Annotated in this window: 22 protein-coding genes; 7 read left to right on the top strand and 15 right to left on the bottom strand. The window is 65.8% G+C overall.

What is annotated here, in order from left to right:
- The first annotated feature begins 74 nt into the window (after window positions 1-74).
- The 5 genes from G9373_RS12355 (at window position 75) to G9373_RS12335 (ending at window position 5,623) form a co-directional block, all read left to right on the top strand.
- Window positions 75-1,112, top strand: coding sequence for an extracellular solute-binding protein (locus tag G9373_RS12355; RefSeq protein WP_043793469.1), 1,038 nt, complete (start codon window positions 75-77; stop codon window positions 1,110-1,112).
- The gene (locus G9373_RS12350; protein WP_005254916.1) at window positions 1,109-1,888 is read left to right on the top strand and encodes an SDR family oxidoreductase; all 780 of its coding nucleotides are present in this window, start codon (window positions 1,109-1,111) and stop codon (window positions 1,886-1,888) included. Before G9373_RS12355 ends, G9373_RS12350 begins: the two co-directional genes overlap by 4 nt.
- 61 nt (window positions 1,889-1,949) lie before the next feature.
- The gene (locus G9373_RS12345; protein ID WP_133986096.1) at window positions 1,950-3,113 is read left to right on the top strand and encodes an ABC transporter ATP-binding protein; all 1,164 of its coding nucleotides are present in this window, start codon (window positions 1,950-1,952) and stop codon (window positions 3,111-3,113) included.
- Window positions 3,113-4,813 carry an ABC transporter permease subunit gene (locus G9373_RS12340; protein WP_037203392.1) on the top strand — a complete coding sequence of 567 codons (1,701 nt, stop codon included), beginning with the start codon at window positions 3,113-3,115 and terminating at the stop codon, window positions 4,811-4,813. Before G9373_RS12345 ends, G9373_RS12340 begins: the two co-directional genes overlap by 1 nt.
- Before the next feature lie 45 nt (window positions 4,814-4,858).
- Window positions 4,859-5,623: an SDR family oxidoreductase gene (locus G9373_RS12335; protein ID WP_005254922.1), complete on the top strand. Its 765-nt coding sequence runs from the start codon at window positions 4,859-4,861 to the stop codon at window positions 5,621-5,623.
- A gap of 58 nt (window positions 5,624-5,681) precedes the next feature.
- On the opposite strand, the gene G9373_RS12330 is transcribed toward G9373_RS12335, so the two are convergent.
- From G9373_RS12330 to G9373_RS12260, 15 genes are all read right to left on the bottom strand, one after another.
- Window positions 5,682-6,713, bottom strand: coding sequence for an NADP-dependent oxidoreductase (locus G9373_RS12330; RefSeq protein ID WP_005562143.1), 1,032 nt, complete (start codon window positions 6,711-6,713; stop codon window positions 5,682-5,684).
- Between the two features lie 17 nt (window positions 6,714-6,730).
- Complete coding sequence (locus G9373_RS12325) at window positions 6,731-7,732, bottom strand: MBL fold metallo-hydrolase (RefSeq protein WP_133986805.1); 1,002 nt, start codon at window positions 7,730-7,732, stop codon at window positions 6,731-6,733.
- An 11-nt stretch (window positions 7,733-7,743) separates the two neighbouring features.
- Complete coding sequence (locus G9373_RS12320; RefSeq protein ID WP_169693447.1) at window positions 7,744-8,079, bottom strand: EthD family reductase; 336 nt, start codon at window positions 8,077-8,079, stop codon at window positions 7,744-7,746.
- A gap of 75 nt (window positions 8,080-8,154) precedes the next feature.
- Window positions 8,155-8,763: a TetR/AcrR family transcriptional regulator gene (locus G9373_RS12315; protein ID WP_005254930.1), complete on the bottom strand. Its 609-nt coding sequence runs from the start codon at window positions 8,761-8,763 to the stop codon at window positions 8,155-8,157.
- Window positions 8,764-8,845: 82 nt separating this feature from the next.
- Complete coding sequence (locus G9373_RS12310) at window positions 8,846-10,354, bottom strand: class I adenylate-forming enzyme family protein (protein ID WP_005254932.1); 1,509 nt, start codon at window positions 10,352-10,354, stop codon at window positions 8,846-8,848.
- A 74-nt stretch (window positions 10,355-10,428) separates the two neighbouring features.
- Window positions 10,429-11,496, bottom strand: coding sequence for an NAD(P)-dependent alcohol dehydrogenase (locus tag G9373_RS12305; protein WP_133986095.1), 1,068 nt, complete (start codon window positions 11,494-11,496; stop codon window positions 10,429-10,431).
- Window positions 11,497-11,511: 15 nt separating this feature from the next.
- On the bottom strand, window positions 11,512-12,273 hold the full coding sequence (locus tag G9373_RS12300) for an SDR family oxidoreductase (RefSeq protein ID WP_005562147.1): 762 nt from the start codon (window positions 12,271-12,273) through the stop codon (window positions 11,512-11,514).
- Between the two features lie 37 nt (window positions 12,274-12,310).
- Entirely contained in the window at window positions 12,311-13,072 is a 762-nt protein-coding gene (locus tag G9373_RS12295) for a glucose 1-dehydrogenase (RefSeq protein ID WP_005254940.1), read from the bottom strand.
- Window positions 13,069-14,271, bottom strand: coding sequence for an acyl-CoA dehydrogenase family protein (locus G9373_RS12290; RefSeq protein ID WP_133986094.1), 1,203 nt, complete (start codon window positions 14,269-14,271; stop codon window positions 13,069-13,071). The genes G9373_RS12295 and G9373_RS12290 overlap by 4 nt, the downstream gene beginning before the upstream one ends.
- A 50-nt stretch (window positions 14,272-14,321) precedes the next feature.
- A complete protein-coding gene (locus G9373_RS12285) occupies window positions 14,322-15,284 on the bottom strand; it encodes a phosphotransferase family protein (RefSeq protein WP_133986093.1) in 963 nt (320 codons plus the stop codon).
- Window positions 15,281-16,486 carry an acyl-CoA dehydrogenase family protein gene (locus G9373_RS12280; protein WP_231137814.1) on the bottom strand — a complete coding sequence of 402 codons (1,206 nt, stop codon included), beginning with the start codon at window positions 16,484-16,486 and terminating at the stop codon, window positions 15,281-15,283. The genes G9373_RS12285 and G9373_RS12280 overlap by 4 nt, the downstream gene beginning before the upstream one ends.
- A 9-nt stretch (window positions 16,487-16,495) precedes the next feature.
- The gene (locus tag G9373_RS12275; RefSeq protein WP_167115304.1) at window positions 16,496-17,644 is read right to left on the bottom strand and encodes a thiolase family protein; all 1,149 of its coding nucleotides are present in this window, start codon (window positions 17,642-17,644) and stop codon (window positions 16,496-16,498) included.
- On the bottom strand, window positions 17,644-18,021 hold the full coding sequence (locus G9373_RS12270; RefSeq protein ID WP_005254946.1) for an OB-fold domain-containing protein: 378 nt from the start codon (window positions 18,019-18,021) through the stop codon (window positions 17,644-17,646). Before G9373_RS12270 ends, G9373_RS12275 begins: the two co-directional genes overlap by 1 nt.
- Window positions 18,022-18,058: 37 nt before the next feature.
- Window positions 18,059-18,847, bottom strand: a complete 789-nt coding sequence (locus tag G9373_RS12265; RefSeq protein ID WP_005254947.1) for an enoyl-CoA hydratase/isomerase family protein — start codon at window positions 18,845-18,847, stop codon at window positions 18,059-18,061.
- A gap of 121 nt (window positions 18,848-18,968) precedes the next feature.
- Window positions 18,969-20,108, bottom strand: a complete 1,140-nt coding sequence (locus G9373_RS12260; RefSeq protein ID WP_037203393.1) for an acyl-CoA dehydrogenase family protein — start codon at window positions 20,106-20,108, stop codon at window positions 18,969-18,971.
- Window positions 20,109-20,208: 100 nt separating this feature from the next.
- Here G9373_RS12260 and G9373_RS12255 point away from each other — a divergent pair, with 100 nt between their 5' ends.
- Both G9373_RS12255 and G9373_RS12250 read left to right on the top strand, forming a co-directional pair.
- Window positions 20,209-20,595, top strand: a complete 387-nt coding sequence (locus tag G9373_RS12255) for a hypothetical protein (protein WP_005573361.1) — start codon at window positions 20,209-20,211, stop codon at window positions 20,593-20,595.
- The gene (locus G9373_RS12250) at window positions 20,579-20,977 is read left to right on the top strand and encodes a hypothetical protein (protein ID WP_120659700.1); all 399 of its coding nucleotides are present in this window, start codon (window positions 20,579-20,581) and stop codon (window positions 20,975-20,977) included. Before G9373_RS12255 ends, G9373_RS12250 begins: the two co-directional genes overlap by 17 nt.
- The last annotated feature ends 7 nt before the right edge of the window (window positions 20,978-20,984 follow it).

The following is a 20,984-nucleotide window of genomic DNA, read 5'->3' as shown; positions in this document are numbered from 1 at the left end:
ATTCGACTCCTCCATCCATCACCGAACACACGGGTTCGCATTCGTCGAACCGATACCGGAAGGGCCTTCATGCCATGAGAAGTATGCCGATAAAGCTGATCGCGGTCGCAGTGGTCGCCGCTTTCGCCTCCGCCGCTTGCGGGTCCGGCGGTTCCGGGTCCACCGGTCCCGTGTCCGGCACGTGGGACGACGTCGTCGCCGCAGCCAAGGCCGAAGGCAGTGTGCTGCTGTACTCGAGCCAGAAGCCCGCCAATCTCGACGCTCTGAAAGTGGCCTTCGAGCAGGAGTATCCCGAGATCTCCCTCGAATACGTCCGGGGAACCGACGCTGACATCAACCCGAAGGTCGAGGTCGAGAATCAGACGAAGCGGGGAACGGCTGATGTGCACATGCTGACCGACGCCGCCTGGATCGAGACTGCCGCCGGGTCGGGCACCTACTCGACCGATCTCGTCGGCCCGGCATTCGATGCGCCGGAGTACGAACCGCAGACGAGCATCATCTCCGACAAGTTCTTCCTGACCAGCGCGGCGGTGTTCGCTCTCGGCTGGAACACGACAGCACTTCCGGGAGGTCTGCAGAAGCCGGCAGACCTCCTCGACCCAGCATTGAAGGGCAAGATCGGAATCGTCAACCCGTCCGGCATCGCCTCGTACGTCGACCTCTACCGATTCTTCGAGAAGAACTTCGGCGCCGATTATCTCCAGAAGCTCGCCGAACTGAAACCGCGGATCTACCCGAGTGCACTGGGCGTGGCTCAGGCCCTGACCTCGGGCGAGATCGTCGCAACCCCTATGGTGCAACCGCTTGTGCGAGAGAAGGAATCGGGAGCACCGGTGGACTGGGCACTGCCCTCGCCCCCGTGGGGAACCCCGTGGTTCACACACGCACTGTCCGCGGCGCCGCACCCGAATGCCGCACAGGTGCTGGCGAACTTCATGGTCACCCCCGCCGGCCAGAAGGCGTTATCACACGGTTACGCGAGCGCACTCCCCGGCATCGAAGGAAGCGTCGCACGGGCCCAGGACATCGCGCTGCCCAACCCGTCCGACCTGACACCCGAATCGCTCACCGAATACCAGTCCGATTGGGAAAAGAGATTCATCCAGTGACTACGACCGACGAGCGACTACGTGACACCTGCGCTCTCGTCACCGGTGCTGCACGAGGGATAGGTGCCGCGACCGCGGAACTCTTCCACGCCCACGGGGCCACGGTCTACCTCGGCGACGTCGACGACGAGCTGGGTGAACGTGTCGCGGCGAAAATCGGTGCGCGAGCGCACTACCGGCACCTCGACGTCACCGACGAATCTCAGTGGACGCGCGTCACCACCGAGATGGCGGATCGCGGGCATCCGATGCGTGTTCTCGTCAACTCCGCAGGCGCCGCATCCAAAGCGTCCATCATGCAGACGTCACTCGCCGACCTACGACGCATGATCGACCTCAATCTGGTGGGGACTTTCCTCGGCTTGCAAGCCGCAGGTGCCGCGATGACCACCGGCGGGTCCGTCGTCAACTTGTCCTCGCTGCGTGGCGTCCTCGCGACGGCCGAGCTCGGTGCATACGGCGCGTCGAAGTTCGGTGTTCGCGCCCTGACCCGCGTTGCGGCGTTGGAGTTCGCGGAATCGAAGATCCGGGTCAACGCGGTGTGCCCGGGCAGCATCGAGACGGCAATCACCGCCGGCGCCGACTTCGCCGACGACGACATGGACGCGTATGTGAAAAGCATTCCGCTGCAGCGCCGAGGCCTACCACTCGAGGTGGCGAAGGCCATCCTGTTCCTCGCGTGCGAGGACAGCAGTTACATTACGGGCTCCGATCTCATGATCGACGGCGGAACCTCCGCGGGCGCCAAGACTCCGAAGCACCCGACGAGACCGTAATATGAACTGAATTCACTTTCTTTTTCCTCGACAAACCACTCGCAACCAAGCAGGTGCCAAGGTGACATCACAATTCAAGGTTTCCAACCTGACCAAGACCTTCGGGTCCAACACCATTGTCGATCAACTCGACCTCGACATCCAGGACGGTGAATTTCTCGTCCTACTCGGCCCCAGCGGTTGCGGGAAGACGACCACCCTACGATGCATCGCCGGTCTCGAGACACCCGAGGGCGGGTCGATCACGTTCAAGGACAACACCGTCTTCGATGCGTCGACCCGCATCAACGTTCCGGCATACAAGCGCAACATCGGCATGGTCTTCCAGTCCTACGCGCTGTGGCCCAACATGACAGTGCGAGAAAACATCCGGTACCCCTTGAAGGTTCGGCGGATGAAGAGCGCCATCGCCGCCGGACAGGTCGAGACCGCCGCAGACATGGTCGATTGCGGAGCCCTGCTCGACCGGTATCCGTCCCAGCTCAGCGGTGGACAGCAACAGCGAGTCGCCGTGGCCCGCGGCCTGGTCGCCCGACCCGACCTGGTGCTGTTCGACGAGCCCCTGAGCAATCTCGACGCACGGCTGCGCGATCAGGTGCGGTCCCAGATTCATCAACTACACCAACGACTGGGCTTCACTGCCGTATTCGTCACCCACGATCAGGCCGAGGCGTTTGCGCTCGGTGACCGACTCGCCATCATGAAGGCGGGCAGGATCGAACAGTACGACACCCCGGAGCGGGTCTACCAGACCCCTTCCTCCGACTATGTCGCCGCATTCATCGGGATGGCGAACCGGCTCGAACTCGTCCGCAGGCACGAGGGGTGGACCACGCGAGCGGGGGCTCCCGTCGATCTCGACGCGGCGGGCGTCCAGGGCGACTACATCAGCGGCGATACGGCTGTGGGACGACTCCGGCCCGAAGACCTCGCACTTCATCATTCACTCGACGAGGTCCGTGCGGGTGACGTCGGCTTCGTCGGCGAACTCGTCACCTCCGAGTACGGAGGCCGCTATTTCGACGTGACGGTCGATGCCGGAGGCGAGCAGTTGTTCGTCCGCGCGGACGCGGAACGACACGGACGCTGGTTGCGTGCTGCAACCATCGGATCTCCTCTGGTGGTGAGCTTCTCGCCCACCAAGTTGCGAGTGTTTCCGCATCCGGACGGGCACGTGGATCTGCAGGTTCCCGTGCTCGCCCAGGCCGCCCGATCGGAGGCGTGATGGCTACGGTTGCGGTGAGTCGCGGCGCGCGTCCGTTCGTCGTCAGTACGGTGTGGCGTACCCGACTCGGGTACGGCGCACTGCTGGCGGTTCTGGCGTATCTCGTCGTGCTCCCGCTCTTCCGGTTACAGTCGCTGGCGTTCGAGGACGGCGCACGCGGTTTCGAAGCCCAGTACGGCCGGTACGATATCGGCCAGACCATCCGAACAACGATTGCCCTCGCTCTCTCGTCACTGGCTATCGCAATGGTATTGGGGACGATACTTGCGTTCGCGGCGAGCCGGCTGCCACGTCGGCTGAGCTTTCTCAAAATCGTCCCCATCCTGCCCATCGTGATGCCCGCGGTAGCCAATGTGGTCGGGTGGGCATTCCTTCTCTCGCCCGGACCCGGGTATTTGAACGCACTCCTGCGCAAGCTCCCCTGGTGGAACCACGTGGACTCCGGACCCGTCGACATCTACAGCACACCGTGGATCATCATTCTCACGGGTTTCGGACTCACCTCCTTCGTCTACCTCTTCGTCAGCGCGGGAATGCAGAACATCAGTTCCGAGCACCTCGAGGCAGCACAGATCAGCGGTTCGTCGACACTCGGGGTGTTCTTTCGTGTAGTGCTCCCGCTGCTTCGCCCCTCCCTGGTGTACGGCGGTGGAATCGCGCTGCTTCTCGGATTGGGCCAGTTCACCGGACCACTCCTGCTGGGACAGAACACCGGCGTGAAGGTCCTCACCACCGAAATGTATCGGCGGGTGTCCGAGTCGCCGGCGGACTTCGCCGCCGCAGCCGCGGCGGGTTCTCCGCTCGTCATCTTCGGCGTCGTCGTCGTGCTGGCGCAGAAGATGCTTCTCGGCAATCAGTCACGCTTCGTCACGCACGGCGGAAAAGCGTTCGCACCCGACACCGGACGCTCGGCGTGGGCCGCCGTGTGCATCTCCGCGTATGCGATGCTCGCGCTCGTCGTTCCGCTGATCGGACTCGCCATCGTGGCCGTGTCTCCCTACTGGTCGGAGACACTGTCCTGGAATCTCTTCACACTCGACAACTTCCGGGCGCTGTTCCGGACGGCGAGCATCGTCGACTCCGTGTACACGAGTCTCCTCACCTCCGTGGTGGCGGTCGCCGTCTGCGTGCCGATCGGTTACCTCACCGCCACGCTGCTCGTGCGAGGCCGCAAACACAGAGTGCTGGGAACCATCGGTGACATCATCACTGCTCTACCCCTGGGCATTCCAGCGGTGATCTTCGGCGTCGGGTTCCTGCTCACGTACACCCAGCCTCCGCTGATCCTCTACGGGACCAAGGCTGTCATCATCCTCGTCTACATCGTGCTGATGGTGCCCTTCTCCACCCGGATGCAAATGACGGCGATGCTGTCGCTAGGCGAGACCTATGCCGAGGCGTCGGCAACGAGCGGCGCGAGCCCGTTCGTCACCAATGTGCGGGTGATTCTGCCGCTGATGAGGCCGACCGTGCTCAGTTCCGTCGCCCTGATGTTCATCCTGCTGACCCACGAGTTCGCCGCCTCACTGCTCGTCCGTGCCGCCACGACACAGGTGATGGGGACGCTGCTGTTCGACCTGTGGGAGAACGGCTCCTACCCGCTCGTGGCCGCGATGGCTCTTCTCATGACCGCGGTGACCAGCATCGGTGTAGTGGTCGCGATGCTCGTCGGTGGCCGAAACGTGTTGAGCAACCTCTGATGTCGACCTTCCCTGCCCGAGCCGAACAAGTGACAAGGAGTCCAGATGACTGTCGGCCCTGACCGACTTCGCGACAAGGTCGTCCTACTGACGGGTGCGACCGGTGGTATCGGCGCGGAGATCGTCCGAAGGCTCGCCGAAGAGGGCGCTCACGTCGTCCTGACTGATCTCGAGAAGTCGGGCTGCCAGGACTTGCTCGATACGCTCACCCAGCCCGAGCGACATACAGCGCTCGCCCTCGACGTCTCCTCCGAGGAACAGTGGGAAGACGTCGTGGCAGCAACCGAGAGCACGTTCGGCGCGCTGCACGCCTTGGTCAACAACGCTGCCATCGGCAGCGTCGCCACGGTCGACGAGGAAACCCGATCACAGTGGGATCGGGTGATCGGGGTCGGCCAGACCGGCACGTGGCTGGGTATGAAACACGCCGGCCCGCTGATCGAGCGGAGCGGCGGCGGTTCGATCGTGAACATGTGCTCGATACTGGGAACGGTGGGCGGCCTGGGCAACAGCGTTGCCTATGCAGCCGCCAAAGGGGCAGTCCGCACGATGACCAAGAACGCTGCCCTGCACTGGGCGAAAGCGAGGGTGCGCGTCAACTCTCTGCACCCGGGATTCATCGGGACGCCCCCACTACTCGAGCGCTGGGAGGGCAGCGAGCGTCACCGCGAGATGCTGGCCGGCACCCCGATGGGTCGACTCGGGCGGGGTGAGGAGATCGCGGCCGTCGTCGCCTTCCTGGCCGGCGACGACTCCACCTTCGTCACCGGCTCGGAGATCTACGCCGACGGTGGGTGGACGGCGGCCTGAGCTACGCAGAACGAACATGGCCTCCGCGTGATGCGGAGGCCATGTTCGTCTGGGAGCATCAGCGTAGGCAGCACAGCGTCTTTCCCACGGTCCGGCCCTGCAGCATCGCGACGATGGCGTCCGGCGCCGACCCGAGGCCGTCGAACACGGTTTCCTCGACAACGAGGCGACCGTCGCGGAGGTAGCTTCCCACCTCGGCCCGCATGTCGCCGAGCAGATGGTCGTAGGCTCCAGCCCGGAAACCCTGCACCGTCAGGTTCTTCGCGACGATCTGAAAGAGATTGCCCGGACTCGGTGCCGCCGTGTCCGCGTCATAGGAGGCGACGGCGCCCGCCATGGCCACGCGGCCGCCCGTCCGGAGGTGATACAGGGCGGCCTCGAGATGCGCTCCACCCACGTTGTCGAAATACAGGTCGATGCCGTCCGGTGCCGCGCACCCGAGTGCTTCCACCAGGTCCGGGCTGTGGTAGTCGAATGCTGCATCGAGTTTCAGTTCGTCCAGCAGGAACCTGACCTTCTCACCGGAACCTGTGCTGCCGACCACGTAGTGACCTCGGAGCTTCGCAATCTGCGCGGCGAGGCTGCCGACCGCACCCGCGGCCGACGAGATCCACACGACGTCTCCGCTCGTGAGTCCACCGATGCACTGCAATCCCACGTACGCCGTGAGCCCGGAACTGCCCAGCGCTCCGAGATAGGATTGCGGCGGGTGCACGCTCGTGTCGAGGCGTGTCACTCCGCCTGCCCCGGCCAAGGTTTCGCTGCCCTGCCGGACCACCGCGAACTCGCGAAAACCCTTGATGTGCAGAACCGTGTCGCCCTTCTCGAAGCCGGGGTCACGGGACTCGAGTACCTCGCCGACAGCCAACCCGGTCAGTGTCTCCCCGATGCGGAACGGTGGGAGGTAGCCCGCGGGACCCGTGGGGCCGAGACGCATCCTGACAGACGGGTCGATCGACAACCACGAGTTGCGCACGAGAATGTCACCGGGCGTCAGTTCTTCGGGAACCGTCACCATGTCGAGGCGGAAGTCCGACGGCCGGACCTTCCCCTGGGGATGGCGCGCCAGTTTCAACTCGTGACTCTGCATTGGGAATCCTTCCGCACTCAGACGACGGAGAAGACGTCGCGGTCGTCTCGTCTTCGGACCGTCAGCCGGCCACGATCGACCAACATGTCGAGGTGGGCGAGGGTCTCACAGGTGGCGATCATTTGATTGAACGGGTCGAGAGTGGAGAACGGCCTCTCGCGACGGGTCCACGTGACCGCGTCTGCGACGGCAATCGCGGTCGCGGGCCCGAGCGAGACCAGCGCATCGCGCATGGATAGGAAACGCCGGTCATGATGTGCGAGAAGTTCTTCGACGCGCAGGTGCACGCTCGGCGTCGGATCTCCGTGCGCCGGGAGCAGTTGCGAGTCGGGGCGTTCGAGCAGACGGGTCAGCGACTCGAGGTAGCGCCCCAACGGCAGATCCCAGTCGCCGAGTTCGAAGCCGATCGACGGTGTGATCGTGGGCAGGACGTGGTCGCCACTGAAGAGCACCTCTTGTTCTTCGTCGTGAAATACCATGTGCCCCTTCGTGTGACCGGGCGTGTGCACCACGTCGAGTGTGCGCCGTCCGATCCGGACCGGACCTGCGGTGAGCCAGTGGTCGGGCTGTTCCCAGTCCGAGGGGTGGAACGGCTCCGCAGCGGTCAGAACCTCGACCGTGTCTGCCAGGAGAGTGGCACCGGCGCGGCGGAGTTCGTGTAGCGAATCCGTCGGCACGTTACTGCCGAGTGCACTGACGGCTGCCAATCCGTCAGCCTCGGCGATCCCGAGGTGGACGCGGGAGCCGTGTCGGCGGCGGAGTTCGATCGCGAACGTGTAGTGATCGCGGTGCACGTGGGTGACATAGATGTCGTGAATCTGCTCGGTGCTGCGCCCGATCCGAAGCAGGGCGCGCTCCATCTCGTCGAAGGTCGTGCCGACTCGCCAGCCACCGTCGATGAGGGCAAGCCCGTCCTCGGTCTCGAGGGCATAGATGTTCACTGCCCCGAGGCCGTCTCCAGGCATCTGGAGGGGCACTCGATGCACACCGGGCGCCACCTCGTAGCAGCCCGGTTCCATCCAGTGCGCCCTCATGATTGACCGCTGTCCACTTCGACCATCGTTTTCTCCTCCCCCATGACGAGGATGCGTTTTCCACGCATCTGGCCGACGTTGTCCACTGCGGCTTGCCATTCCGGGCTGGCGAGCGCGGCATCGAGGTCCTCACGGGAGTCGAAGCTCAGAATCGAGACGCCGTCCCATTCCCGGGACCGGTCGTCCATGGCGTCGAGCACCTCGGTGTGCTGCCAGCGCCGCAGGCCCGGCAGCGGGTAGGTCACGTCGGCATGTTCACCGCGCCACCACTCGATGAACTGCTCATGACTCCAGTCGTGCGGACGCGCGGCCAAGACGATCAAGTTGTACATCATCACTCCATAACTGACCTGAATTTAGTTCAAATATCGAGAGTAAGAAAAACCACCCCTCCGCAGACGCCCGCGTTACGCGCGGACGATGCGCAGGGTGGCGTCGCGAACGTGCTGGTTGAGCTGGTCCAGGGTCATGTCCCCGCCGGGGCGATACCACCGCCACACACTGACGACGAGTCCGAGAATCAGCCGGGCAATCAGACGTGGATCGGCGTCGGCGAAGACTCCGGCGCCGATCCCCTTCGCAATGAGGAGAGACCACGCCTCTTCGATCGAGTTCACCAGCGCACGTGAGGTCTGGCGCTCGGCTTCTTCCTTCTCGGATTGGCGGGGAGTGGCGAGCAGATCCATGTGACTCTGGAGGATGCGACGCTGCAAGGCGTCCCGGGGGGTCGCTTCCAGCGCACTGGTGACGGCGGCACCCAACGCCTCCACCGGGTCGTCGACGCCCTCGATCGCGGCCGTGAATCGCTCGAGGGACTCCGCCAGTTCGAGACGCATGATGGTCAGCAGGCAGTGACCCTTCGACTCGAAATAGTGATAGAGCGCCGTCTGGCCGATACCGACCTCGTCGGCAATCGACGCCCACTTCGTGTGCTCGAAGCCGACCTCCCCGAAGCGTTCGATCGCGGCCGTCAGAATGAGCCCACGCTTCGAACGCGGACCATCGCGGAGCGTCATAGCTTCTACGGACACGGGTCCCCCATCCATCTGTTTTTCGGGTCGGCACCTCAGAGACTACCTGAACTGAGGTGAAGTCGGGTCAATATGAGTGGCTGTCGGCACCCGCGAGCAGGCGTGTTGCAAGGTCCACCGCATCCGGCCGAGACAGCTTCCCCACCCGATTCTGCGGCAGATCGTCGATCGTGAAGACGAACTCCGGCCACTTGAACTTCGGGAACTCGACGTCTCCGAGGTGCGCAGTCACCTCATCTAGGGTAACCGGTGCACCCGTGCTCACGACCAAAGCCGCGGCACGTTCACCGAGTAGCTCGTCCGGAACCGGGACCACACACACCTGGGACACGGTCGGGATGCGCGCGATCGCGGCCTCGACCTCGTTGATATCGATGTTGCGGCCCCCACGAATGATTATCTGCTTCTGACGCCCCATCACCCGGATGGTGCCGTCTTCGGCGACTTCGACGAGGTCGCCGGTGGGCAGGAATCCGTCCGCGGTGAGTTCGGGGGGCGCAGGAACCCCAGACCGTGCATAACCGACGAAGAGGGAGGGACCCTTGACCTGGGCATCGCCCACGCGGCCCGGTGGCAGAGGAGCGCCGTGTGCGTCGACCGCCCGGACGACGGTCCCGGGGAAGGGACGACCGTCCCGCCCCAGGCGGACGTCCGGTTCGTCCGCGGGCAGCGGGGTCGTGTGCCCGAGACACTCGGACATACCGAACACACGCAGGAACGTGGTGCCGAGAGTCTGCTCGGCGCGCCCGAGCGCGCCGGCGTCCATGGGACCGCCGCCGACGGTCATTGCGCGCAGCGACGTCAGCGCTCCCGCAGCGTCCGGCGCGACGGCCAGCTGAAGCGCCATGGTCGGGACGAGCATCGTCCACGCGACCCGGTGTTCCCGGACGATCTGGAGGGCTGTCGCAGGCTTCCAGCCGTCCATGCAGACCATCGGCGCGGCCAGCACGGCGGGGAGATAGAGCCCGAAGCAGAAAGCGGCTACCGACGACAGTGGCACGAACGCCGCGACAGGATCTCCGGGTTCGAGACCGACCGCCTCGATCGTGCACCGGCAGGCGTACCGGATTGCAGATTCGGACTGCACCACGCACTTGGGATGTCCGGTCGACCCGGACGTCATCGCGATCGCGATCCCGCCGTTCCACCGCTCGATGTCGCTGACCGGTGATCGCGACCAGCGCATCACCCAGCCTGCCGTCGCGACCGCCTCCTCGCAGAACCGGTCCTCCGGTACACCCCACTGCGAGAGCGATTGCCGGTCGGCGATCACCACGTCGGGTGCGACGTCGTCCAAGGCCACAGCGAACTCCGACGGGGTGGCGTGTCGACTGAACACCGCGATCAGACCGCCGCGCAGTCCGACGGCGATGGCCGCGGCGAGTGTGCGCCACGTGTTGTCAGCCTGCACCAGCACCGTCGGTGAGCCACCCGTCGCGGCGTCCAGCTGGGCGGCGAGCCCGGTTGCCGCCGCGACAACCTCCGCCACCGTGTGCTCCCCCGTCGCATCGACGACTGCGATGTCATCCGGAGAATTCGCTGCGCGAGCAACGAATTCGCGTGCCAGCTCCCACATTCCGCCGACCTTTCATTGAAGTGAACTAGTTTCATTATTGACTACAGCGCGCACCGCATCCAGCTTTTCGTCCGTTACGGGATCACGACGGCCCTCCCGGTGATCTCGCCGCGCCGCAACTTCGAATACACGTCGAGAACGTCGTCCAATGGGTACGCGGTCGCCTCGACGGCCAGCAAGCCTCGGTTCGCAAGGTCGACCACGGCCTCGAGGTCTGCGCGCGTTCCCCAGAACGGCGCAGTCACCTGCCACCCCGTCGCGAGTCCCACGTCTTTGCCCACCGTGAGCCGGCCGCCGGCGCTGCCGACGGTGACCAGTCGGCCGCCGGGGGCGAGCAACTGCGCCGCCGATTCCATCGTGTCCGGCGCTCCCACGAAATCGAAGACCACATCAGCGCAGTGACGCCGGGCGACACCGGGCCGAGAGGCCGCAACCTCCGCGATGTCCGACACCGCAATGTCCGCCCCCAGTCGACGCGCGAGGTCGCGCGAACTCTCACGCGGATCGACCGCGATGATCGTTCCCGCGCCGAGCGCGCGAAGAACCTGGACCGCGATATGGCCCAGTCCCCCGACACCGACCACCACGGACACGGAGTCGGCGTCGACGAGATCCCGGTTGGTACGGATTGCGTGATACGCCGTCAGGGCGGCATCGGCCAGTGGGGCGGCACTCTCGGGGGCGAGCCCGTAGGTGCGTACCAGGCACCGCTCCGATGGAACGATCATGGTGTCGGCCAGGCCACCGTCGTAGCCGATGCCGTTGCCGATCGCGGCGAGACGACCGTCCTCGCGTGGGCCCAATTCGAAGCAATAGTTCTCGCGGCCTCGGCGGCAGTTGCGGCACTGCCCGCACGACCAGACACCATGGACCACGACGGACTCACCGATCCAGGACTTGTCGGCCTCCGGGCCCGCAGCGACGACGGTTCCCGCCACCTCGTGCCCGAGCGTGAACGGGAGGGGATAGTCGAATACTCCTGCGGGTGCGTCCATCACGTGCAGATCGGATCTGCACAGCCCGGCGGCGGTGACCCGGAGGAGCAGCTGATGCCCCTGAGGTTCGGGAACCGGGACGCGCACAACCCGCGCACCGTCACCCCAGCTGGTCAGGCGCACTGCGCGCATCGTCGGAACTTCCATGGGTGTCACCTTTGCCTACCGGGCGGTCCAGCCGCCATCGACCACCAGAGTCTGGCCTGTGACGTAGGAAGACGCGTCCGATGCCAGGAAGAGCACGGCGCCGTCCACTTCGCCGGGGCGTCCGCCGCGGGCGAGCATCGTGTTGCGGCGCACCCAGTCCGCCGAGCGCTGGTTGCTGAATAATCCATCGGTCATTTCCGTGTCGAACCAGCCCGGCACGATGGCGTTCACGCGAATGCCACGTCTACCCCACTGCCCGGCGAGCTCACGGGTCAGCCCGAGCACGCCGGCTTTCGATGCCGCATAGCTCGCACCGCCAATGGGTGCCGTCGAGACGAGCCCGACGACGGAGGAGATATTGATGATCGATGCTGCCTCGCCCGCCGGTGTGGCCGAGGCGACGCACGTGGCGAGATGAAATCCCGCGGCCAGATTGACGTCGAGAATCGAGGAGAACTCCTCCGGGCTCTCGTCCTCGGCGTTCGGTCTGCCGGGTCTGCCCGCGTTGTTGACGAGGACGTCGATCCGCCCGGCCCGCGCGAGTGCCCGATCCACGAGCGAGCGCCGGTCCGAGTCCACGGTGATGTCGCACTCGACGGGGACGACCCCGTCGACCTCGCCTGCCAGCGCCGCGAGACGCTCGACACGGCGGGCGGCCGCGAAGACCGTCGCCCCCGCCGACGCCAGTGTCCGCGCGAATCCCATTCCCAGGCCGGACGACGCACCTGTGACGACGGCGACGCGACCGCTCAGCTGGAACAGCTCGGGTACCTGCATGTGGTTGGCTCCTACTCGTGTTCGTGGCACGCGCGCGTCAGTAGACGGCGGTGCGCCCGCCGTCGACCGGGATGACGGCCCCCGTGGTGTAACCGGCACGGTCACCCGCCAGATGCACGACGAGACCGGCGATTTCGTCCGGGTTCCCCAGGCGCCCGGCCGGGAGTCGGTCGATGATCTTGCCGACGAACTCGTCGTCCCAGTCCGCCGCCATGTCGGTCGCGAATCCGCCCGGCATGATGCAGTTCACCCGTACCCGGGGCGCGTATTCCTGAGCGAAGGCCATCGTCAGCGCGTTGAGGCCGTTCTTCGATGCCGCGTACATCGCCTCCGGCGGGCTGGGCCGCAGTGCGCCGATGCTCGAGATGTTGATGATCGAACCGCCTCCGGCCGCGCTCATCCTGGCGCCGGCCACCGCCATGAGCCGGAACGGGCCCTTGAGGTTGACCTCGATCGTCTTGTCGAAGAGCGACTCGGAGACCGATTCGAGATTCGGCGACAGCGGCGCGATGCCGGCGTTGTTGACAACGATGTCGAGGCTTCCGAACTGCGTGAGAATCTGGTCGACGGCGAGTTCGATCGCGTCCCACTTCCCGACGTGCAGTGCGAGCGGTTCGGCGATGCCACCGGTGTCCCTCGTGATCGCGAGGGCCGCGGAGATGCACGCGTCCTCCTTGCGGCTCGACACGATCACGGTGGCCCCCGCGGCCGCCAGCCCGCTCGCGATGGCGTATCCGAGCCCACGGGTGGCCCCCGTGACGAGAGCGACCTTGCCTGTCAGTTCTCGCGTTGCGTTCATGCGTACTTCTTCAGTTCGAGGCGCGCAATGGTGCGCAGATGGACTTCGTTGGGGCCGTCGGCGATCTGCAGTGCCCGGGTGATCGCATACAGCCGGGCCAGGATCGTGTCGTCACTCACCCCTGCCGCGCCGTAGGTCTGGACGGCGTGGTCGACCACTCGATGAGCGACCTCCATGGCCGCAACCTTGATCGCGGCGACTTCCGAGCGGGCGGCGGCGTTGCCACGGGTGTCCATCAGCCACGACGACTTCAGGACCAGCAGCCGGATCTGATCGATCTCCACCCGGCTACGCGCAATCCACTCGCGCACCACACCGCGCTCGGCGAGCGGCGCACCGAAGGCAGTGCGCTGCAACACTCGTCGGCACATCAGTTCGAGGGCGCGTTCGGCCATGCCGATCGCCCGCATCGCGTAGTGCATGCGCCCCGGCCCCAGCCTGCCCTGCGCGATCGCGAAACCGTCGCCCTCGGCGCCGAGCATGTGATCGGCAGGTACCCGGACGTCCGTGAACTGGACCTCGCCGTGACCGAGCCGGTCGCGGTACCCGAACATGGGCAGATCGCGGAGGACCTCGATACCGGGAGAATCCGCGGGCACCAGGATCATGCTCTGCTGCCGGTACGTCGGAGCGTCGGGATCGGACTTTCCCATGAAGATGACGAGCTTGCAGTCGGGGTCGAGAATGCCTGAGGTGTACCACTTCCGGCCGTTCAGGACGTACTCGTCGCCGTCCCGGCGGATGGTCGACGTGATATTGGTGGCGTCCGAGCTCGCCACATCCGGTTCCGTCATGGCGAACGCCGACCGGATCGTGCAGTCGAGGAGCGGCGCGAGCCACCGGGACTGCTGTTGCTCGGTGCCGAACATGGCGAGGATCTCCATGTTGCCGGTGTCGGGTGCCGAACAGTTGATGGCTTCGTTGCCGATCACCGAGCGCCCGACCAGCTCGGCGAGCGGGGCGTACTCGAGGTTGGTGAGACCGGCGCCCCACTCGCCGTGCGTCATGAAGAGATTCCACAATCCGAGCTCGCGCGCCTTCGCCTGCAGGTCCAGCATGACCTTGGGCTGCTCGTGTGGGTTGTCGTTCGACTTGATCTGCTCGTCGTACACGGCCTCGGCCGGATAGACGTGCTCTTCCATGAAGGTCCGCAGCTGCTCGAGCAGTCGCTCGGTGCGCGCGGAGTATTCGAAGTCCACGTGAGGTCCTCTCTGTTCCGTCATCGCGTCACGCGATGATCGGAGGTTGATCAGGCAAGTAGCGCGGTTCCGCTGCGGATGAGCTGCGAGATGGTGTCGGGCAGCCGTTCCTGGTCGGGGTCGTGGTGGCGGCCCTCACGGTGCCGGCGCAGGTTGTGGCCCATGATCGCCGCCATCTTCAGACGGCCGAGCGCGTTGAACCAGTTCATGTCCGGCAGTGCCGGGTGGTCCCCGGTGTAGAGGTCGATCAGTTCGTCCGCGGACGGCAGGTCCGGCACCGCGCGCCCCACGCCGGGAAAGTTCGCACCGTCGGCGAAGACGAGGAACCAGCCCAATTCGACCCGCGGGTCGCCCAGGCTCCAGATCTCCCAGTCGATCAACGCCGCCGGCTCGGTGTCACGCGCGATGATGTTGCCGAGCCGGTAGTCGCCGTGCACCAGCGTCGGTGGCAGCGCGTCGGGGACATCGGCGGCGAGCAGACGCAGCAACTCGTCGCCCCCACTGACGAGCTCGGGGGGAACGGCGTCCAGGGTGCGTTTCCACCGGGCCAGCTCCGCAGCGGGTGACAACGGATCCCCGGCCGCCGGGATCGTGTCGACCGGCACCGCATGCAGCAGCGGCAGTACCGCGGCCGCACGGCGCATCCGCGCCGCCGCGACGGCAGGTTCGACCGGAGGGGAATCGAGCACCGGCTCGAGTGATTCCCCGGCCACACACTCCATCGCGAACCACGCCGGCCCGTCCTCGTCGACGGCGACGATCCGCGGCACGGGAACCTCTGTCGCACCGAGTGTTTCCATGATCCGCGCCTGACGCACCATGTCGTGCCGCCCGATGGGGCGTTGCCCCTCGGGAACCGCCTTGACCACGAGGTCGCCGTCGCTGGTCGGCACTTTGTACGTCAACCCGGAATGCCCACCGAGAAGTGGCTCGAGTGCGCCGACGTCGAGGCCGGGGCTCTGCTCGCGCAGGCGCTGGGCCACCCGGACGCCGAGCGTGCTGTTCGTGATCATCGGCGCGGCTCCCTCGGCAGACCGAGAACACGCTCGGCGAGGATGTTGCGCTGGATCTCGTCGGTGCCGCCCGCGATCCGGTACCCGGGTGCGCCGAGCACATGCTCCGTCCACGCGAACGTTCCCCACTCGCCCGAGTCGGCAATCAGATCGCGTCCCAGCAACAGCCGGACCACCTCCGACGTGCGCGCCATGGTGTCCGTGGCAAGCAACTTGCCCACCGAAGCCTCGGGGCCGGGGTCCTTGTCGGCGACCACTGCCGCGGCCACCCGCATTCCGGTCACGCGCTGGACATAGCTGCGGGTCACGAGGTCCGCGACCTTGTCACGCTCGATCTCGGTGAGCGGCCGGTCGAGATGACGGGCGAGTTCGACGGCGTGATCGGCGTTGGCCAGACCCAGGTTCCCGGCATCGAGTCGTTCGGCCGCCAGCACCGTCAAGGCGACCGGCCACCCCTCCCCCACGGGCCCCAACCGGTGGTCGTCCGACAGTTCGACACCGTCGAGATAGACCTCGTTGAAGGAACTGCCCCCGGTCATCTGGCGGATCGGGCGGACGGTGACCCCGGGAGCATCCATCGGGACCAGGAACACCGTGAGGCCTGTGTGTTTGGGCGCTTCGGGGTCGGTACGGCACACCGCCACCCCGACGTCGGCGACGCGGGCGCCGGACGTCCAGACCTTGTGCCCGGTGATCGTCCACCGGCCATTCCGTTCGACTGCCCTCGTCCGGACGGCGGCAAGGTCGGATCCGGCTTCGGTCTCCGAAAAGAGCTGACAGGCAATGATATCGGTCCGGAGCATCGCGCGCACATACCGCTCGCACTGTTCCGGTGTTCCCCACTGGGCGATCGCCGGGGCTACCAGTTGCTGAGTCACCGAGAACATTTCGGTCCGGCGCGGCACGTCGAATGCGTTCTCCTCCCGCCGGAACGCGAGGACGTAGGACATCGGCAGGCCGCGGCCACCGTACTCGGCCGGCCAGTTCATCGAGCCCCAGCCGGCGTCGAACTTCGTCTGCTCGTACGCGCGGATATGGTCGGTCTCGTCCCGCTCCTGCTCCGCTGTCCAATTCTCGAAGACGGCGACCGAGTCGGATCCCACTCCCCATTTGATCTGGGTGCGCGGTTCGGCGACGGTTCTCAGCCATGCCCGCGCTTCATCCACGAACTGGTCCAGGTCGGGCATCGTTGCTTGATTCATGGCTCTTCCTCAGACGGACAGGACGGTGCAGGCGCTGATTCCGGGCGCACCGTAGACATGGGTGAATCCGATGCGCGGGTGTCCGGGAACCTGTCGGGCACCGGCCTCCCCGCGTAACTGCGTGACGATCTCGTGTATCTGCCGGAGGCCGGAGGCGCCGATCGGTTCCCCGTTGGCGATGCATCCGCCGTCGGTGTTGATCGGGATCCGGCCGCCGATCTCCGTCTCGCCTGCCGCGATCAGTTTCTCCTGTTCGCCGTGCTCACAGAATCCGCACTCGGCCATGTGCATGATCTCGGCACCGCTCTCCGTGTCCTGGAGTTGCGCGACGTCCACATCCGAGGGACCGAGTCCGGCCTGCTCGAATGCGGCGGCGGCGGTAGACGTGCTCACGCTGGGTGGGGTTCCCCGGCCCTGTATCGACGGACCGAACACCTCGAAGGAACCGAACCGGCGGGTGCCCGCCGAGATTCCGCGCAAGTGCACCGGCCTTCCGCCGAGGCGCCGGGCGGCGGCCTCACTCGCCACGACGACGGCGGCACCCCCCTCGCCGGGAGAGCAGAACATGTATCGCGTCAGCGGGTCGTTGACCATGTCCGCTGCGGCGATTGCCTCAGCGGACATCGGTTCGCGCCGCCAGGCATTCGGGTTCAGCGAGCCGTTGCGGTACGCCTTCTCCGCCACGGCGGCCAGAGTCGGTGCACTGATTGCGTGCTCGCGCATGTACCGCGCGATCTTGATGCCGAAGAACTGGGTGGTGACCATCAGGCCCGCCTCGCCGTAGCCGACGGGCAGACCCCAATCCTCCGGTGTCGGGTCGAAGGCGCCGCGCGGATGTTTGTCGAATCCGACCGCGAGTGCGATGTCGGCGGCACCCGCACGAATCGCGTTGACGGCCGACACCAGCGCGCTACCGCCGGTCGCGCAGCCGTTCTTGACGTTGGTGAAGGGTATTCCCGTGAGCCCGAGTTCGGCGACGAGGGTGTCGGCGAGCCCGGAACCGTCACTGCCACCGAATGCGACCTGAACATCGGTCCACCCGATGCCGGCGTCCGTCAACGCGGACGCAATCGCATCCAGCGCCAGCTGTCGACCGCTCTTGCCCGGCTGACGTCCGAACTTCGAGAGTCCGGCCCCGATGATCGACACGGTGGACATCAGCGGATCTCCTTCAGATAGGCATCGGTGGCGAACCGGGGCACCGGCGCCGTGGCGATCAAGGTCACCGGCGCCCCGTCGTCCAGCTCGTCGAAGTCGTGGCATTCGAGCACGGCTTCGATCTTGATTCCCTCGGGGAGTTCGACGTAGCCGACGGCGAACGGCGCGAAACCGTTCGCCGGCGGGACATACGGCGGGGATTTCGGGGCGAACCGCTGAACCGTGTACGCCCAGACCGTCCCGCGTGTGCTCAGGGTGAACGGCGACATCGCCGGTCGTGAGCACTGCGAGCACAGGCCGGTGGCCGGGAACGCGACAGTCGAGCAGTGGGAGCACCGGCTCGCGCCGAGCGCAGGCGCGGTATGTGTCTCGCCCATCCTCATTCTCTCCTCGGGATTCGTCGTCGGCGTCGGATCAGCGACCGACCCAGACCGGCTCACGCTTTTCGAGGAAGGCGTTCACGCCTTCTCGGGCGTCCTCGGACTGCAGCGCGTTGCCGACGGCGAGGTGCTCCATCACCATCAGCGACTGGATGTCCGCGTCGAGACCGCGGTCGATGCACATCTTGGTGAGCTTCATCATGAACGGGCTCTTGTCGACGATCGGGGCGATGAACTCGGCGAGAAGCTTGTCGAGGTCTTCGGGCGGTGCCGAGGCGTTGATCAGGTCGAAGGCCTCCGCCTCCTTGCCGGTGAGGAGTTTGCCGGTCAGCATGAGCTCCTTGGTCTTCCGAATGCCGATCATCCGCGGGAGCCGGTAGATCGGGCCTGCCCCACCGAACAACGCGCGGCGGATGTGGAAGTCGCCGATCCGGGCGTCGTCGGCGGCGATGGCGAAGTCGCAGGAGATCATGAGCTCGAAACCGCCTGCGGTGACGAAGCCTTCGAGCACCGCGACGGACGGCGTGTTCATCGAGTACAGGCGGTCGCACACCTTGGCGGACAGTACGGCGACGTCCATCGCGGTGGTGGAGCCGACGTACTTCTCCCGCAGTTCGTCGAGGTCGAAGCCCGAGCAGAAGGTGCCGTCACGTCCACGCAGGACGAGCACCTTGAGGTTGGGGTCGTTGTCGACCTCCACGATGATCTCGTCGAGGCGATGCAGCAGCTCGACGGTGACCGCGTTCTTCTTGTGCGGGCGGTTGAGCCATACGCGGGCGACGTCGCCGTCCTTCTCGAGCACGATGTGGTCGGTGTCCACCATGTCGGTGTCCTTTCGAAGAATGAAACTGAACTGGATTCACTTCAGTTCTACTGGGTGGGCGAGGGTCCGTCAATAGGGCGGAGCAAGAGGTTTCGATTCAGCCGGGGCAGACGCCCCCGATTCAGAGCCCGACGAGATCCGCGACGCGACTGCGGTGCGCCCGTGAATCACCGAGAAGCGGTTCGTCGCCGAGCGCGCGGCGAACGTAGGAATGCGCGGCATGTTCCCAGGTGAAGCCGACACCGCCATGCAGATGCACGGCCTCGAGAGCGGTGCCGATCGCGGCCTCGGTGCAGATCGCCCCCGCGACCGCGGCCGGGAGCGCCGCGGAGTCCGGGTCTTCCGAGAACACGGCGGCCGCATACCGCGCCGCCGATCGAGCCTTCTCCAACTCGACCAAAGTGTTGGCCAGTCGATGCTTGACGGCCTGGAAGGAGCCGATCGCTCGCCCGAACTGGTGACGCTGCATCGTGTAGCCCGTTGTGCTTTCGAGTAGACGATCGACGATTCCCACATGTTCGCAGGCCAGCCCGATCACTCCCAGGCTGTGCAGTGATGCGGCCGTCCGCACTGCGTCGCCGGGTCCGACGAGACGCACGGCGTCCGCGTCGTCGAAGAGCAGATTCGCCTGCCGCCGACTGGGATCGATGACCGGAAGCTCCGTGCGCCGCACCGGGGCTGTACGCAGATCCACCGCGTAGAGGCCGGGCCCCTCGTCACCGCGCCCGAGTAGCACGACGATATCGGCCGCGCCGCCCTGCACGACGTTGGTCGCGCGGCCGGACACCGACCAGCGACCTCCGGTCCGGGTGGCGTCGACGAAATCGGTCTCCTCGCTCAGAGCTGTCACGGTCGCGACGAGTTCGCCCTGGACGACCCGCCCCAGCAGTTCGTCGACCTGCGGGCACCTGTCGGCGGCGAGTAGGGCGTGCACCCCCAGCGTCGCGGACGTGAGCACGGGTTCGCCGACCAGCGCGCGCCCGCATTCTTCGAGAACGATCCCGAGTTCGACCACGCCGTAACCCAGACCGCCGCGCTCCTCCGGCACCGCCAGCGCGGCGACGTTCATCTCCTTGACGAGAAGCGACCACAACTCGGGTGAATAGCCGATTTCCGACTCGGCGGCGAGACGGCCGGCCTCGAGCGTCGAATGTCGATCCAGCAACTGGCGGACCACCGCCCGGATATCGTCGTGCTCGGCGACGGGCGTCATCGCCGGGGGTTCGGTCTCGGGCCAGGGATGGGAATGGGGGGACGGCATGAAACTCTCCTCAAATTGACGTGAGTTCAGTTTAGTTTCGCCCAAGCCATCGCGGCAAGGACTCTCGACAATCGGCGTTGGGTTGAACTAAGTTCATTTCATGACCGATGCACTCATGATCGAGCGGTACTACGCGATCCTCGACAGCGGCCGGATCGACGACGCAGTTGCCCTGCTCGACGAATCTATCGAGTTCGCCATAGCCCTCCCGGGTACCGTCCGCAGGGGATACAACCGCTCCGACATGCTCGACTACCTGAGGGGACGGCCCCCGGTCGATCGACGACACGTGCTGCTCCGAACGAGCAGCGCCGGCGACGTCCAGTTCGCCTACGGCTCCGTCGTCGAGAACGACGTGAAGACAACCGGCTACTTCCTCGCCGCGATGCACCTCGGCAGCGACGGTGCCATCGACGCGTACGAGGTGTCCTTCGACACGGAATTCAGCATTCTCACAAAGGAGTTGACCCATGGGAAGCGCGACTGACCTGACCGAGACGACGTCTGCGACTCCCGTGCTGATCGCGTGGTTCGCGATCATGGATTCGGACGATCCCGACCGCGTCCTGAACATGATCACCGACGATTTCCGGATGTCGGTGCAATTCTCCACCGGCGGTGGGAATGCCGCCGAATTCGTCGGGGATCGCGCCGGACTCGTCGAGTACCTGCAGCAACGCGAGAAGAGTGTGCTCGTACACGAAATCCTCGCGGGAGCTCGTGTCGGAGAGGTCGAGCTGGCGCTGGGACGCACCACACGGAACGGCGATTTCGAGGCCTCGTTCAACACCTCGGCACAGCTCGACGGCTCGGGCCGCGTACGGAGGTTGCTGATCTGCCGCACACCCGAACTTGCTTTTATGTCCTGAGGGCATC

Origin of the sequence: Rhodococcus sp. A14 (assembly GCF_011603105.1) — a bacterium.
GTDB lineage: Bacteria > Actinomycetota > Actinomycetes > Mycobacteriales > Mycobacteriaceae > Rhodococcus_F > Rhodococcus_F opacus.
The sequence above is the reverse complement of the archived record's forward strand: the minus strand, read 5'-3'. Positions and strand labels throughout refer to the sequence as shown.

Excerpts from the sequence above, each read along its gene's own strand:
- G9373_RS12285 (WP_133986093.1), bottom strand. The coding sequence starts at position 15,284 with ATGATCACGAACAGCACGCTCGGCGTCCGGGTGGCCCAGCGCCTGCGC.
- G9373_RS12320 (WP_169693447.1), bottom strand. The coding sequence starts at position 8,079 with ATGTACAACTTGATCGTCTTGGCCGCGCGTCCGCACGACTGGAGTCAT.
- G9373_RS12255 (WP_005573361.1), top strand. The coding sequence starts at position 20,209 with ATGACCGATGCACTCATGATCGAGCGGTACTACGCGATCCTCGACAGC.
- G9373_RS12325 (WP_133986805.1), bottom strand. The coding sequence starts at position 7,732 with ATGGAACCGGGCTGCTACGAGGTGGCGCCCGGTGTGCATCGAGTGCCC.
- G9373_RS12305 (WP_133986095.1), bottom strand. The coding sequence starts at position 11,496 with ATGGAAGTTCCGACGATGCGCGCAGTGCGCCTGACCAGCTGGGGTGAC.
- G9373_RS12295 (WP_005254940.1), bottom strand. The coding sequence starts at position 13,072 with ATGAACGCAACGCGAGAACTGACAGGCAAGGTCGCTCTCGTCACGGGG.
- G9373_RS12275 (WP_167115304.1), bottom strand. The coding sequence starts at position 17,644 with ATGTCCACCGTGTCGATCATCGGGGCCGGACTCTCGAAGTTCGGACGT.
- G9373_RS12265 (WP_005254947.1), bottom strand. The coding sequence starts at position 18,847 with ATGGTGGACACCGACCACATCGTGCTCGAGAAGGACGGCGACGTCGCC.
- G9373_RS12260 (WP_037203393.1), bottom strand. The coding sequence starts at position 20,108 with ATGCCGTCCCCCCATTCCCATCCCTGGCCCGAGACCGAACCCCCGGCG.
- G9373_RS12315 (WP_005254930.1), bottom strand. The coding sequence starts at position 8,763 with ATGACGCTCCGCGATGGTCCGCGTTCGAAGCGTGGGCTCATTCTGACG.
- G9373_RS12310 (WP_005254932.1), bottom strand. The coding sequence starts at position 10,354 with ATGTGGGAGCTGGCACGCGAATTCGTTGCTCGCGCAGCGAATTCTCCG.
- G9373_RS12355 (WP_043793469.1), top strand. The coding sequence starts at position 75 with ATGAGAAGTATGCCGATAAAGCTGATCGCGGTCGCAGTGGTCGCCGCT.
- G9373_RS12280 (WP_231137814.1), bottom strand. The coding sequence starts at position 16,486 with ATGAATCAAGCAACGATGCCCGACCTGGACCAGTTCGTGGATGAAGCG.
- G9373_RS12300 (WP_005562147.1), bottom strand. The coding sequence starts at position 12,273 with ATGCAGGTACCCGAGCTGTTCCAGCTGAGCGGTCGCGTCGCCGTCGTC.
- G9373_RS12330 (WP_005562143.1), bottom strand. The coding sequence starts at position 6,713 with ATGCAGAGTCACGAGTTGAAACTGGCGCGCCATCCCCAGGGGAAGGTC.
- G9373_RS12335 (WP_005254922.1), top strand. The coding sequence starts at position 4,859 with ATGACTGTCGGCCCTGACCGACTTCGCGACAAGGTCGTCCTACTGACG.
- G9373_RS12270 (WP_005254946.1), bottom strand. The coding sequence starts at position 18,021 with ATGGGCGAGACACATACCGCGCCTGCGCTCGGCGCGAGCCGGTGCTCC.
- G9373_RS12340 (WP_037203392.1), top strand. The coding sequence starts at position 3,113 with ATGGCTACGGTTGCGGTGAGTCGCGGCGCGCGTCCGTTCGTCGTCAGT.
- G9373_RS12250 (WP_120659700.1), top strand. The coding sequence starts at position 20,579 with ATGGGAAGCGCGACTGACCTGACCGAGACGACGTCTGCGACTCCCGTG.